The 13,449-nt window shown below is 57.8% G+C and carries 15 protein-coding genes; 7 read left to right on the top strand and 8 right to left on the bottom strand.

The window, feature by feature from the left end:
• The 4 genes from erpA to argC all read right to left on the bottom strand — a co-directional run bounded on the left by erpA (window position 1) and on the right by argC (window position 2,681).
• On the bottom strand, window positions 1-354 hold the full coding sequence (gene erpA / locus AAGD24_RS04075) for an iron-sulfur cluster insertion protein ErpA (RefSeq protein ID WP_036203301.1): 354 nt from the start codon (window positions 352-354) through the stop codon (window positions 1-3).
• Window positions 355-415: 61 nt separating this feature from the next.
• Window positions 416-892, bottom strand: a complete 477-nt coding sequence (locus AAGD24_RS04070; RefSeq protein WP_036203298.1) for a polymer-forming cytoskeletal protein — start codon at window positions 890-892, stop codon at window positions 416-418.
• A gap of 1 nt (window position 893) precedes the next feature.
• Window positions 894-1,634, bottom strand: coding sequence for a DUF6776 family protein (locus tag AAGD24_RS04065; protein ID WP_036203295.1), 741 nt, complete (start codon window positions 1,632-1,634; stop codon window positions 894-896).
• A gap of 9 nt (window positions 1,635-1,643) precedes the next feature.
• Window positions 1,644-2,681 carry an N-acetyl-gamma-glutamyl-phosphate reductase gene (argC, locus tag AAGD24_RS04060; protein ID WP_379866640.1) on the bottom strand — a complete coding sequence of 346 codons (1,038 nt, stop codon included), beginning with the start codon at window positions 2,679-2,681 and terminating at the stop codon, window positions 1,644-1,646.
• 133 nt (window positions 2,682-2,814) lie between these two features.
• On the opposite strand from argC, the gene AAGD24_RS04055 reads away from it, so the two are divergent.
• The 6 genes from AAGD24_RS04055 to AAGD24_RS04030 all read left to right on the top strand — a co-directional run bounded on the left by AAGD24_RS04055 (window position 2,815) and on the right by AAGD24_RS04030 (window position 9,056).
• Complete coding sequence (locus AAGD24_RS04055) at window positions 2,815-4,593, top strand: chloride channel protein (RefSeq protein ID WP_075195698.1); 1,779 nt, start codon at window positions 2,815-2,817, stop codon at window positions 4,591-4,593.
• Window positions 4,594-4,596: 3 nt separating this feature from the next.
• Window positions 4,597-5,019, top strand: coding sequence for a protoporphyrinogen oxidase HemJ (gene hemJ / locus AAGD24_RS04050; RefSeq protein ID WP_151982850.1), 423 nt, complete (start codon window positions 4,597-4,599; stop codon window positions 5,017-5,019).
• A 98-nt stretch (window positions 5,020-5,117) separates the two neighbouring features.
• The gene (locus AAGD24_RS04045; RefSeq protein WP_379866638.1) at window positions 5,118-5,819 is read left to right on the top strand and encodes a hydroxymethylpyrimidine/phosphomethylpyrimidine kinase; all 702 of its coding nucleotides are present in this window, start codon (window positions 5,118-5,120) and stop codon (window positions 5,817-5,819) included.
• Entirely contained in the window at window positions 5,807-6,520 is a 714-nt protein-coding gene (gene thiE / locus AAGD24_RS04040) for a thiamine phosphate synthase (RefSeq protein ID WP_178380786.1), read from the top strand. Before AAGD24_RS04045 ends, thiE begins: the two co-directional genes overlap by 13 nt.
• A 3-nt stretch (window positions 6,521-6,523) precedes the next feature.
• On the top strand, window positions 6,524-7,804 hold the full coding sequence (gene hemL, locus AAGD24_RS04035; protein WP_075195701.1) for a glutamate-1-semialdehyde 2,1-aminomutase: 1,281 nt from the start codon (window positions 6,524-6,526) through the stop codon (window positions 7,802-7,804).
• A gap of 331 nt (window positions 7,805-8,135) precedes the next feature.
• Complete coding sequence (locus tag AAGD24_RS04030) at window positions 8,136-9,056, top strand: triacylglycerol lipase (protein WP_151982854.1); 921 nt, start codon at window positions 8,136-8,138, stop codon at window positions 9,054-9,056.
• A gap of 41 nt (window positions 9,057-9,097) precedes the next feature.
• Here AAGD24_RS04030 and AAGD24_RS04025 read toward each other — a convergent pair whose 3' ends face one another.
• The 4 genes from AAGD24_RS04025 to AAGD24_RS04010 form a co-directional block, all read right to left on the bottom strand.
• Complete coding sequence (locus AAGD24_RS04025) at window positions 9,098-10,414, bottom strand: tetratricopeptide repeat protein (protein ID WP_036203273.1); 1,317 nt, start codon at window positions 10,412-10,414, stop codon at window positions 9,098-9,100.
• Window positions 10,415-10,555: 141 nt separating this feature from the next.
• Complete coding sequence (locus AAGD24_RS04020; protein ID WP_051946549.1) at window positions 10,556-10,954, bottom strand: hypothetical protein; 399 nt, start codon at window positions 10,952-10,954, stop codon at window positions 10,556-10,558.
• The gene (locus tag AAGD24_RS04015; RefSeq protein ID WP_379866635.1) at window positions 10,951-11,658 is read right to left on the bottom strand and encodes a zf-HC2 domain-containing protein; all 708 of its coding nucleotides are present in this window, start codon (window positions 11,656-11,658) and stop codon (window positions 10,951-10,953) included. Before AAGD24_RS04015 ends, AAGD24_RS04020 begins: the two co-directional genes overlap by 4 nt.
• A 4-nt stretch (window positions 11,659-11,662) precedes the next feature.
• A complete protein-coding gene (locus tag AAGD24_RS04010; RefSeq protein ID WP_036203271.1) occupies window positions 11,663-12,178 on the bottom strand; it encodes an RNA polymerase sigma factor in 516 nt (171 codons plus the stop codon).
• A gap of 307 nt (window positions 12,179-12,485) precedes the next feature.
• Here AAGD24_RS04010 and AAGD24_RS04005 point away from each other — a divergent pair, with 307 nt between their 5' ends.
• On the top strand, window positions 12,486-13,412 hold the full coding sequence (locus tag AAGD24_RS04005; RefSeq protein ID WP_036203268.1) for a DUF4382 domain-containing protein: 927 nt from the start codon (window positions 12,486-12,488) through the stop codon (window positions 13,410-13,412).
• Window positions 13,413-13,449 lie beyond the last annotated feature (37 nt).

Genomic DNA, 13,449 nt, shown 5'->3' with positions numbered 1-13,449 from the left:
TCAGATCGAGAAGGAGCTACCACAGCCACAGGTGGAGCTGGCATTGGGGTTCTGAACGACAAATTGCGACCCCTGCAACCCTTCCTGATAATCCACGGTTGCCCCGACCAGATACTGGTAACTCATAGGATCCACAAGCAACATCACGCCATCCCTTTCGATGACCGTGTCTTCCTCATCCTGCGCTTCATCGAATGAGAAACCATACTGGAAACCGGAACAGCCGCCACCGGTCACAAACACGCGAAGCTTGAGGTCGGAGTTGCCCTCCTCATCCACCAGCTCCCGTACTTTGGATACCGCGCTGTCACTGAAAAACAGCGGTGTGATTGCCTGTTGCTGAACTACACTCAAGTCCGCCTCCGGTTACAGAAAAATCTGACCTGATTATCATATTCCTGACTAAAACAATCAACTATTCCTTGCCAGGTACCTCTACCGACTCTTCCTCCGCCTGCTTCTCTTCAGGAATGACTCTGCCGGCAGCATCAGATTGCTTGTCCCTGCTCAACAAACCCGCGGGCTCGTTCTGGTGAACCAGGCTCCCGTTAACGGACGCGCCCATAGCCATCTCGATCAGATTGTAATAGACATTGCCATGGATGGAGGCTTTTTCGGCCAGTTCAAGGTGCGTTGACGCGTACACATCGCCGTGAACCGTGCCGTTTACGATCACATGAGGGGCGACAATGTCACCCTCCACGGAACCCACCTCAGACACCCTTAACACCGCGTCGCCGCCTTCTTCGGCAACGACCCGGCCGCGGATAGTGCCATCCACATGCAGTCCGCCGGAGAAATGCACATCCCCCTTAACCGTCGTGCGGGACGAAACCAGGGTATCGAAGTGCCCAGCGGGGCGCCTAGGTTTCTGTTTCTTTTTGCCAAGCATTTTAGTTCTCCGTTAATTCATCCCAATCAAAAGTTCGTTCGGCCTGGGACGATTTACTGCCTTCTGCACGGGCGACCACCTGCAGCTCAACCGGCTCGAAACCGTCCGGCACTCGTAAAAGCCCCTCTATATCCTGAAAATACCGGAAGCGGAACTTGACGCCCAGATCGTCGATATCGTCCGACAGGTCCCTCAGCGCGATCACTTCTTTCTCTTCATTTCGCATACCAATGACGTTCACCGCGACCACGCCCGATATATAACTCTTGTTGTCACCGATCTGGGTGAGCACCAGCTTAAAACCATAGGTGTCGTCCTGGCGCCCCTGCTGCATCGTGAACCGATCCACCTGCAGCCCTTTGCTGGTTTCCGAAGGTGCCATGATGTTTTTATAGAAAGTCAGATCCGCTTTCAGTGACGCGATCCGGGTTTCCAGATCAACAATGCTCCTTCTCGCCTGATTCAGGGCTTGTGCATCTATGGTTCGCCCCCGCTCCAGGTTGACCAGTTGCTGGCTGGCCTCGCGGTTTTGCTCTCGAAGGTCTTCAACCTGCTCTTCCAGCAGGTCGCGGGACTCTTCGGCAGTTGAAAAACGGAATCCACCCTGCGCCATACCGGTCACATACCCCAGCACCGCAGCGAGGATGGAAAACGTCAGCAATATCAAGCTTCGGCGCAGCCGGTACCCCGGGCGATGCCGGATGACAACGTATTCTTCAGCGGGTTTTCTGTGTTCGCTCACCGGTCAGACCTATGGTAGCAGCGCGGGCGCTTCCAGCCCGAGGGTTTCCTTGAGGTCAAACATGATGTTCATGTTCTGGACCGCCTGCCCTGCCGCACCTTTTACCAGGTTATCAATGACCGATGAAACGATCACAATATTGCTCTGCTCCTGCCGGTGAAGAGCCATACGGCAGTTGTTGGCACCACGGACACTGCGGGTTTCCGGATGACTGCCAAATGGCATCACGTCCACAAAACGCTCATCCCGGAAGCGGTCTTCGAACAGCGACTGGAGACGGTCAAAATCAGCAGGGTTCCGAAGCTCTGCGTATAGCGTTGCCTCGATCCCCCGGACCATCGGAATCAGGTGTGGCACGAAGGTAACACCGACATCACCACCCGCCGCCTGGGACAGGCCCTGACGAATTTCCGGGAGATGGCGATGGCCAGATGCGCCATAGGCCTTGAAGCTCTCGCCCACCTCACCGTGCAGCATACCGATCTTGCCCTGACGTCCGGCACCGCTGGCGCCCGACTTGGCGTCCGCGATCAGTCGTGACGGATCGACCAGCCCGCTCTCCAGCAATGGCAGAAAGCCCAACTGGACAGCTGTGGGATAACAGCCCGGGTTAGCCACCAGTTGTGCTGTACGGATCTTGTTCCGCACCACTTCCGGCAGGCCATAAACCGCTTTCTCCGCCCATTCGGGACTTTCATGAGGCATGCCGTACCACTCGGCCCAGACATCCAGATCCCGGAGGCGGAAGTCCGCTGATAGATCCACAACACGGGTTCCGGCAGCCATCAATTCCGGCATCATCCGCATGGCCACACCGTGGGGCGTGGCGAAAAAGACCAGATCACAGGCTGCCAGCGTTTTTACGTCCGGCTCGGAAAAGGCAAGGTCGTAGTGGCCGCGAAGGTTCGGATACATATCTGCGACCGGCATGCCGGCCTCGGAACGCGAGGTGATGCAACTCACCGTCACGTCCGGATGAACCGCAAGAATCCTCAGAAGCTCAACACCGGTATAACCGGTTCCACCTACAATGCCTACTTTTATCACCTGTTTCTCCAGCTGAAATCGGGTTCATAACACACCCATAGTCTAACATGATAAACCAATGACTTATTGCAGCCCGAGCGGCGCTGGTTACAATATCGTCAAGAAACCACTCGTCCCTGGAAAACCGGCGTTCATGCGTAAACTGAGAAACAAGATCACTGGAAACTTGATCCCGGTTTTCCGGCGCCGGCTGTCCGGTGTCGACGCATTGCCACAACTGGCGGTTCTCGGATTGCTATCCGGCCTGTTTACCGGTGGCGTGATTCTGGTTTTTCGCCTGGCCATCGAATGGCCACTCGAGTACTTCCTGCCTGGCGACGGCTCCGAGTCGTTTGAAGAGCTGGACATTCTTACCCGCGCCATCCTGCCGTTGGCCGGCGCCATTGCGCTGGGCCTGCTGATGCACAACCTAGCAACCCACGACCGCAAGGTTGGCATCGTGCACGTCATGGAACGCCTGAACTACCATCAGGGCTATATTTCCGTTCGCAGCGCCCTCGTCCAGTTCGCCACCGGTGTCAGCACCGTTGTTACCGGCCAATCCGCCGGCCGGGAAGGCCCCGCCGTACATCTTGGGGCAGCCATCTCCAGCTTGATGGGGCAATGGATGCGGCTACCCAACAACAGCATCCGGACATTGGTTGCCTGCGGCTGCGCGGCCGCTATTTCCGCGTCGTTCAACACCCCGATTTCCGGCGTTATTTTTGCCATGGAAGTGGTGATGATGGAATACACCATCGCCGGTTTCACCCCCATCATCCTGGCATCCGTGACCGCGGCGGTGGTTACCCAGGCCGCGTACGGCTCGGAGCCAGCGTTCAGTGTGCCGCCGCTGACCATGAACTCCCTGCTGGAAATCCCTTGGATCATCGCCATTGCAATCATTATCGGGGTCGCGGCGGCGGCCTTTATACAACTGATCGACACCACCGGCCGCCACCACCATCGCCCGGTATTACTGCGACTCACCATCGCCGGACTTCTCATGGTGCCCTTTGCCATCGTTGTACCGGAAGTGATGGGGATCGGGTACGACACGGTGCAGTTCACGATCGACAACCAACTGCCCTTCTGGCTATTGCTGGGCGCCGGCATCGCCAAGTTGTTGATCACTTCGGTCACCCTCGGCCTTGGCATGCCCAGCGGCGTGATTGGCCCCACCCTGTTCATGGGAGCCACACTGGGAGGAGCCATGGGATTGATTGGCGCCCAGATACTGCCGGATATGGCATCGTCCGTGGGCTTTTACGCCATGCTGGGCATGGGCGCCATGATGGGGGCCGTGCTGCAGGCGCCACTGGCAGCGCTCATGGCGCTGATGGAACTTACCAGGAATCCCCACATTATTCTGCCAGGCATGCTGATCATTACGACCTCGAGCCTGGTAACCAGCGAAGCCTTTGGCAAGAAATCTTTGTTCCTGACCATACTCAAGAGCCAGGGCCTGAGTTACCAGAACTCGCCGGTTATCCAGGCTTTACGGCGCGTGTCCGTTGGCGCCATCATGGACAGGAACATCCTGCGCACCGAACGCTTCCTGTCGCGTGAAGAAGCCAGAAAAATCCTCAAATCCGAACCAAAATGGCTGGTGGTGGAAGGCAGTAGCGGCCCCACTGGCCTGCTGCCGGCGGTGGATCTTGCTCGCTACATGGAAGACACCAAAGCGCCGGCAACGGACAGCGAAGAAGACACAACACCTGAGCAGATTGACCTGATGGACATTCCCGCCAATCGCCGGGACATCGCACCGGTGCAGTACCAGGCGACCCTGGAAGAAGCACTGAACGAATTTGACCAGACCAGCGTAGAAGCCCTCTACGTGCAGCGTCATGTTGCCCCGATGATCCAGCGCGTCTATGGCGTTGTGCTGAAATCGGATATCGAGAGCTACTACCAATACCGACGGAGTTGATGAATGTTGTGGGTCAAAGCCCTGCATATTGTGTCCATGGTGTGCTGGCTCGCCGGCCTTTTCTACCTGCCAAGACTGTTCGTCTATCACGCCGCCTGTGAGGACGAACCTGGCCGCCAGCGCTTCAAGATCATGGAGCGCAAGCTCTATCGGGGAATCACCACACCGTCTATGGTAGCAACGGTTGTTTTTGGTCTCTGGCTCATCGGTTACAATGTCGAAGGTTATATGAGCCAGGGCTGGATTCACGCCAAACTGTTGTTGGTGGTCCTGCTGATCGGCTACCACTTCTACTGCGGACATCTGGTGAAGGTGTTCCGCGATGACCAGAACACCCGTAGCCACGTGTTCTACCGCTGGTTTAACGAGATGCCCGTTCTGGCACTGGTCGCCATCGTCATTCTCGCTGTCGTCAAACCCTTCTGAGGAGCCCGACTATCAACCTTAACAGCCGTCCTCACGTTCTGATTATTTCTGGCCTGGATCCCTCCGGCGGCGCCGGCATCCAGGCTGATATTCAGGCAGTGACCGCCCTGGGCTGTCACCCGCTGCCTGTGTTGTCCTGCCTGACCGTGCAAGACACCCGAAACGTCTACAACGCCACCGCAACGGATCCGGACATCGTCCGCCAACAACTGGAATGCCTGGCCGGGGACACCCCCATTCATGCCATCAAAACCGGAGCCCTCGGCAACGTCGATGTGGTGGATGTACTGGTGGATTTTCTCGCCAACCACCCGGACATCCCTCTGATTACCGATCCGGTGATCAAGGCCGCCGGTGGCGGCGACCTCGCCGACGAAGCGCTGATTGCACGCATGAAGGAACGCCTGTTCCGACACGCAGAGATGATTACGCCCAACAGCATTGAATTGGCCCTGCTGGGCGAGAACGAAGATCCGGCGCAAGCGGCCCGCAAGCTGCTAAACGCTGGTTGCCAGTCCGTACTGGCCACGGGGGGGCATGGCGAAGGCGAGGACATCATCAACACTCTCTACCACCAGTCTGAAGAACCGTCCCATTTTTACGTTGAGCGGGTTGGTGGTGAGTATCACGGCACCGGGTGCACCCTGGCGGCCTCGATCGCCGCTGGCAGGGCATCAGGCCTCTCAGCCGGGGCAGCGATTGACCAGGCGCAGGACTATGTCCTCCGTGCGATCCGGCACGCACTGCGAGTCGGCAAAGGGCAACCGGTACCCGACCGGGGCATTCCATGGCAGAGCTAACGCCTTCCGGCACTTTCAGTGCCCAGGCCATCGCCAAGGGCCTGAAGCCAGGCCTCTACGCCATTACCGACAGCCAACTGTTACCGGAAGACCGACTGCTGGTCGCGGTTGAGGCGGCCCTTCGAGGCGGGGCCGTGTTGGTACAGTACCGTGAAAAAAAGGCGCCGGAGCCAGAACGGCTGAAACAGGCGCAGGACCTGGCGGCCCTTTGCCACAATGCCCGCGTGCCGCTGATCATCAACGATGATCCTGAACTGGCCCGTCGCTGCGGAGCCGCCGGTGTGCACTTGGGTCAGTCCGATGGCTCCCTGGCCCTGGCCAGACGGCAGCTTGGTGACCATGCCATCGTCGGTGCAACCTGCCATGCCGACCTGGCACTGGCGTCCCGGGCGGATGCGGACGGCGCCGACTACCTGGCCTTCGGCCGCTTCTTTAACTCAACCACCAAGCCTGACGCCCCCGTTGCCGAGCCTTCAGTTCTGACCAAGTCACGGCAGTTTGGCAAACCCGTAACCGCCATTGGGGGCATTACTATAGATAACGGCGAAGGCCTGATCCGCGCCGGCGCCGACCTGCTGGCCGTGGTCGGCGGCCTGTTCGATGGTGACGTTGCCACCATTGAAGAGCGCGCACGCCGATTTAGCCAGCTGTTTGCGCAACATCACCCACTTTTTTCATCGTCCGTATCTCAGGAGTCCTGAACCATGACCCAGTCCGAAACCCTATTCGAACAGGCTCAGAAATACATCCCTGGAGGCGTCAACTCTCCAGTCCGGGCCTTCCGGGGAGTCGGCGGTACCCCGCTGTTTTTCAAGCACGCCGACGGCGCCTACCTGTACGACGAAGACGATCGCCGCTACATCGATTACATCGGTTCCTGGGGGCCCATGATCCTTGGCCACGGCAACCAGATCATCAAGGATGCGCTCCATGCCCAGGTCGATCAGGGCATCGGTTACGGAGCACCGACAGCGATCGAAACCGAAATGGCCAAGAAGGTCTGCGAACTGGTCCCTTCCATTGACCTGGTGCGCATGGTTAATTCCGGCACCGAGGCCACCATGAGCACGGTTCGACTCGCCCGCGGCTATACCGGCCGAGACAAGATCGTGAAGTTCGAAGGCTGCTATCACGGCCACGTGGATTCACTGCTGGTGAAAGCCGGCTCCGGCGCGCTGACCCTGGGTGTCCCCAACTCACCGGGCATTCCCGCCAGCCTCGCGGAACATACGTTGACCCTGGCGTTCAACGATATTGAAAGTGTTCGGGAAACCTTCGCAAAAATGGGCGATGAAATCGCAGCCATCATCGTTGAGCCAGTGGCGGGCAACATGAACTGCATACCGCCTGTCCCCGGTTTCCTTGAAGCGTTGCGGGAGGTATGCGACGAGCACGGCACGGTATTGATTTTCGATGAGGTCATGACCGGCTTCCGTGTCTCCCTCGGTGGCGCTCAGGAACTCTACAGTGTCACACCGGACCTGACCGCCCTGGGCAAAGTGATTGGCGGCGGCCTGCCTGTTGGCGCGTTTGGCGGCAAGCGGGAGATCATGGAACACATTTCGCCACTGGGGCCGGTCTACCAGGCCGGAACTCTGAGTGGCAACCCGCTGGCCATGTGTGCCGGGCTGGCTACATTGAACGCCATTTCAGAGCCGGGCTTCCATGACCGGTTGACGGAAAAGACCAATGCCGTGCGCGATGGGTTAAAGGAGGCTGCGGACAGCACCGGCGTCCCATTGGCAGTGCAAAGTGCTGGCGCCATGTTCGGCTTCTTCTTTACCGACGCCCCCAGGATCACACGCTTCGACCAGGTCATGGCCTGCGACGTAGAGCGGTTCAAAAAATTCTTCCAGGGGATGCTCAAGGAAGGTGTTTACCTGGCGCCTTCAGCCTTTGAGGCCGGCTTTACCAGCGCAGCCCTGACCGATGACGACATCCGACAGACAACGGAAGCGGCACGCCGTGTCATGAAAACGCTCTGAACGCGACCGATTGATCCCTGACCCCGAAAGCCTGTCAGCAACAGGGACATGTCTTTCGGGGCCCCAGGGGTGACCCGCATCACACTTCTGACCGCCCAAACCGCCCCGGCCCCTCCTGCCGTTGACTTCACTCACCCTATGATCAAATTATGGTCAGATCTCGGACAAGAGATGCACTGACTGCGACCATCTAACAATCACAAGACAGAAGTCAGCGCATGGACGCCACGCAGTACTGCCTTGGACTGCCCCAAAATGCAGTAGTCGGCACAACCTGTTAGGTCGAGCCGCAGTTTGACAATAAATACAACAGCAAACTGTAGGTGCAACAATGAAACAATGGATCAAGGTATTCGCCATGCTGGCGGCACTGGCATGGTCGGCGCCATCAATGGCCTGGTGGTGGAATTCCACGCCATCCAACTACACCGACACCCGCTATCCGGTGGTGTTGGTTCACGGTATGTTCGGATTCGATTCAATTGCGGGGGTAGACTACTGGTATGGCATTGCCGAAGACCTGCGCAAGTACGGTGCCGATGTCTACACCACCCAGGTACCCGCTCTGGACAGCACCATCGCCAGGGGTGAGGCACTGCTACCACAGATCGCCTCAATCGCAGCGGTTCATGGCAAGGTAAACCTGATTGGCCACAGCCATGGCGGGCCCACCGCTCGATACGTCGCACGGGTAAGGCCGGATCTGGTGGCCTCGGTAACCTCCGTGGGCTCCCCCCACAAAGGCTCACCGGTTGCAGACCTGATCCACGGATCTCCGGCGGACGGTCTTGCGGCATCACTGGGTAACGCACTGGGCAGCCTGATCGACCTGCTCTCCGGTGGCGGCTACAATCAGGACCTCCAGTCCAGCCTCTACTCACTCACCACCGAAGGCAGCGCCGAGTTCAACAACTTCGCCCCCGCCGGCGTTCCGGCCAGTGCCTGTGGTGAAGGTGCCTATTCCAGCAACGGCGTGCGCTTTTATTCATGGGGTGGCACTGGCGTACTGACCAACGTGCTGGACCCATCCGACGTACTTTTGGGCACCACCAGCCTGGCGTTTACGTTCAGCCCCAACGATGGATTGGTAGGCCGCTGCAGCAGCCATTTTGGCAAAGTGATTCGTGATAACTATTTCATGAACCACCTGGATGAGGTGAATCAGGCTCTTGGACTGCATAGTCTGTTCGAGACTGATCCAAAAACCGTCTTCCGGCAGCAGGCCAACCGCCTCCGGAACGCCGGCCTCTGATTCAGGCCAATTCCCGGCCGGGAACACTCCCGACCGGGAAATCAAAAGCCCATTTCAACGCCGACCATCACCTCGCGACGACTGTAATCATAACGTTCGATGGAGCTGCGATTGTTCATCATGCTCCACTCCGCCAGCATCAGCCATTGGCTCGTAACACGGTACTCTGCCAGCAAAATACCTCGCAGACGGTTATCTGTACGACGCTCGGAAGCCACACCAGAGCCGGATAGCAGCCGATGTTTATCCATGTATCGGGAATGGCGGATGTCCCCTCTGCCTCCCACGGAAAACCGGTCCGAGATTCTATAACGCGCCTCGGCCGACACCAGATTTCGTAGTGGCGACACACTGAAAAACTCCTGCTGGGTTTCCAGGTCCTGCCGGTCGTTGACCTCAAGCTGATACCGGCCACTGACAACCCAGCGCCCAATGCCTTTTTCAGCGCTTGCCCCGATCCGTAACATTTCCCCGTCATAGGCGCTAAAGCCGCTCCCGCCCTTAGTGGTGGTAACCGACCCGCTCAGGGCGCAATCAAACCCGGTTCCCCCGACACCGACAACGCAATAGCCGGGTTGATAAGCTGTTTCCAGCTGGACCTGCCGTTCCAGAGCATCGCCACCAAACCAGGAGTTCGCCAGGCTAAGAGTGGAAGTTAACTCCCCCGCGCCCACACCCTGCAACCAGGATATGCCAGTACTGAGGTAACTGTTGTCAAATTCAGAATTCTGGAAGTACTCACGGGTATAGGCGACGCCATGCAGGCTGAAATCACTGGCCCCCAGGTTAACGCTTCCCGCTGCAAGCAGATCCGCGAAGCCGCCGGCCTGGTTGCTTGAAGCGTCATCCGGGGTTCCAGCGATGTTGTCGTCATAACCACCGGCAGCGGCAAGGTAGCCACTGCCATTCAAACCTTCGACCTGGACGGACTGTTCCGATTCATCAAGTTGACGACGAGCCAAGACTCGGACTTTCTCCGGCGAATCCGGCCCCGCGGCCAGCTCAAACCATTTCTGTGCAGCCCGTTGTTGACCCGATGCCAACTTGACCAACCCCAGGTTATACCGGGCCAAAGCCGCATGGGGTGTGTCCAGCAGTTCCTGGAAAACGGATTCAGCCAGTTCATGCCGTCCGAGCCGGAAATACACAACGCCCATATTATAAAGGAGAGGGGGAGTATTCATGCCAACGGCCCTGGCCTGCTCGAAAAGCGCCAGGGCCTTCGTCAACTCACCCTCGCTGAATGCGTCCACGCCGGCTTCGAAATCAGAACGTCCGGCTGGCTCTGTCTTCGCCATCAAACCACTGGTAGCAACTACCAGTAGCGTGAAGAACGTGATCAATATTGAACGTCGCAAACGTCACTCCGGGAATACGGTTTTGTGTACGATGCCCACACCTGAAAAACGTCAGGCGAGGTTTCGGCAAAGTCCGGAGTATAACAAGGGACGAAGGGATCCGTCGTTGCGGGGGAGCATTACAATCTGTTGAGACCCGAGTCAGGGCAACTCGGGTCGTTCAAGGCGATTTGGCGGCTCCGGCCGTTCGGGTTTCTCGGAGCGCCCACGCTGCCTGTTCTGTTCGCGGACTTCCCGGGCACGCTCGGCCGCAGACCGGGCTGCCCCGCGCGCTTTTTCACGTGCCTCACGGGCACGGCTAGCACCTGGCGCCTCCTCAAGCCCATCGCTGGGCTTAGCCGTCTCGTTCTTGCGACGCTCAAGGGCTACCGGCTCGCTGAGCTCTATCTCGCGGACAACGGATTCGGTCAGCTCTTCGTTGTCGAGAACCATTCGCATGGTTACATCAAGGTCATCGGATGCCATGACAGTTACGGGAGTTGCCAGCAACAACCCCAGGCAACTGCCAACAGCAACTCTCTGCCAGAAGCTCGGCTTCATGACGAAGGCTCCTGAGCAGCTTTACCCTCAGCACGGTCAAGACTGGTGCGGAACGTCTTCGTTCGCCGACCGTCGTCAAGATGGGCAACCAGATCACCCTCGCCTGAAAACAGAATATTGAGCGGCAGGTTCACTACATTTTCGCCTTTATCCAAATCCACTTTCCAACTGAGTTTCTGATGCCCAGGATAACTGGCAACCTCCACGTGCGGAGGCAATTCCACCGTAAGGGTAACGCCATCCAAAGCTTCCCTGGAGCTGAAAGCAAGCCGAACATTACGCGCCACAGGCTCCGCGACCAGACTCTTCTCACCGCCCGTTTGCGGGGCACTGGAAGCCACGTCAGTCTCAGGCTCTCGGTCCGAATTCCAACCAAAACCCAATGCGATGCCAACAACCAAAGCCGCGGCGATGGCGCCACCGGCTGCAGACGTGCTCCAGCGATGGGGCAAAGCCTCCGTTCGTGACTGCCCACCCTGCCCTGTGGCGGCTGCCAACATCCGCTCCTCAAAACCATTCGAGGGCGCCGGCACCGACTGGCTGGCCCGCAAAGAGTCCAGGATTACTTTTTCATTATGTGCGGCAATGGAACAGCTTTTACACACGGCAATGTGCTGCTCAACACGGCTGGCCTGCGCCGCGGATAGTTCGCTCCTGAGCCAGGAACGCAGATTGTTTTTGCACTCAATACACAACATTTCCATCACCTCATTGCTCCACACGCCCGGCCTGCTGGAAAAGTTCCGGCCTTTCAAGCAATTTTTTCTTCAGCGATGCCCGGCAACGGTGAACCCTGGATTTCACGGTACCCACGGGTATTTCCAGTACGCAAGCGATTTCTTCCTGACTCCAGCCATCCACATCGTGCAACAACATGAGTGTGCGCAGCTCCGGTGAGAGCTCCTGAATGACAGAGTCCATGACGGGTTTCAGGCGTTCAGCGCTGATCTGTTCGGACAGTTCCGGCACATCCGAGGCGTAGGAGTCAAGGAAGCTGGCCTGTTGATCCGGTTCGACCACGTCACTCACGGGCCTATCCGCACGGCGGCCCTTGCGGCGCACCTGGTCAATAAAGTGACGGTACAGGACCCGATTAAGCCACGGACGAAGCTGCTCAATGCCCTCTAACTCTTCAAGGCGGGGATAAAGTTTGACCACCACATCCTGCACCAGGTCCTCAGCATCATGCTGCTGGCCCGACAACCGGAAAGCAAAACGGTACATCGCCTCCAGGTTGGGCTGGACCAGCTGCTCAAAGCGTGCGGGCTTTGCAGCCCTCCTGAAAGGTATTAACGCCAAAATACTAACCCTTGGACATCCATTTAAATCGGCTTTTAACGGAGCGAGCTGAGCTCACCTGCTGATGCGAAACGTCAATATGTACACTCTGTAATACGCCAACCCGGAACTTTTGGCGGAACCCGAGCGTTGTACCCCCACGCATCGGGTTCCGCAAGAGGGTAACGGAAGCCGGCTATCATACCAACAAAGTTGGGCAACGAGCTCACCGAAAAAGTACCGGAGATAACTTATGAACCATGCATTGATCAAAGGTTTTGGCATTACCGCACTGGCTGCAGCCATTGCTGCCTGTGGAGGAAGCGGTAGCGACAGCAGTGACGGTGAGGCAACCGGCACTGCCTCGTTTGGCGTAACAGATGCCCCAACCGCGCAGTTCTCAGAAGTCATTATTACTTTCACAGGACTTTCCGTGAAACCGGCCGATGGTGAAGCCTTGGTGTTTACCTTTGATGAGCCCAAGACACTGGACCTTCTGACCCTCCAGGGCGGTAACCAGGCGCCGCTACTGGAAGATGAGGAGCTCCCCGCAGGTGACTACGAGTGGATCCGATTGGCCCTGGATGTCGACAACTCCTATGTCTCAGAAGAGGGTGGCGGTCGCAAAACACTGTTCATCCCCTCCGGAGCTCAGACCGGCCTGAAGCTCGTCAGCGGATTTGGTATCGCCCAAGGTGGCGACCACAACTTTACCGTGGACTTCGACGTTCGTAAGTCAATCGTAGACCCTCAGGGTGGGCAGGCTGATTACTACCTCAAACCGGCGCTGCGTCTGATTGACAATCTGGAAGTGGGCTCCATCAGCGGCCAGGTGGATTACGCTCTCATCAACTCCACCCGCCTGAACGACGAGACGCTCGCAGACTGCGCCTATGAAGGTTCTGCGTACATATACGAAGGCGCGGATGTAACACCAACCGACCTAAACGTGAACGAAGAAGGTGGACCGCTAATGGTCGTGCCGGTGACGGCTAACGAGAATGACGGCCTGTACAGTTACACCGCTGCGTTCCTGACCGCGGGGAACTACACCGTCAGTTACTCCTGCCAGTTGGATGACAACGAGATGTCCGATGCGCTGGAGTTCGACGGCACACAGAACGTAACCGTGGAAGCCAGTACGGAGGCGCAAGCGGAAACCATCCCACTAGCCCCGTAAGCAACGCTGATTGGCAACCCAAAGCCCCACCGGACTT

It is taken from the genome of Marinobacter sp. M5B, from assembly GCF_042604615.1.
Classification (GTDB): Bacteria; Pseudomonadota; Gammaproteobacteria; order Pseudomonadales; family Oleiphilaceae; genus Marinobacter; species Marinobacter salarius.
The sequence above is the reverse complement of the archived record's forward strand: the minus strand, read 5'-3'. Positions and strand labels throughout refer to the sequence as shown.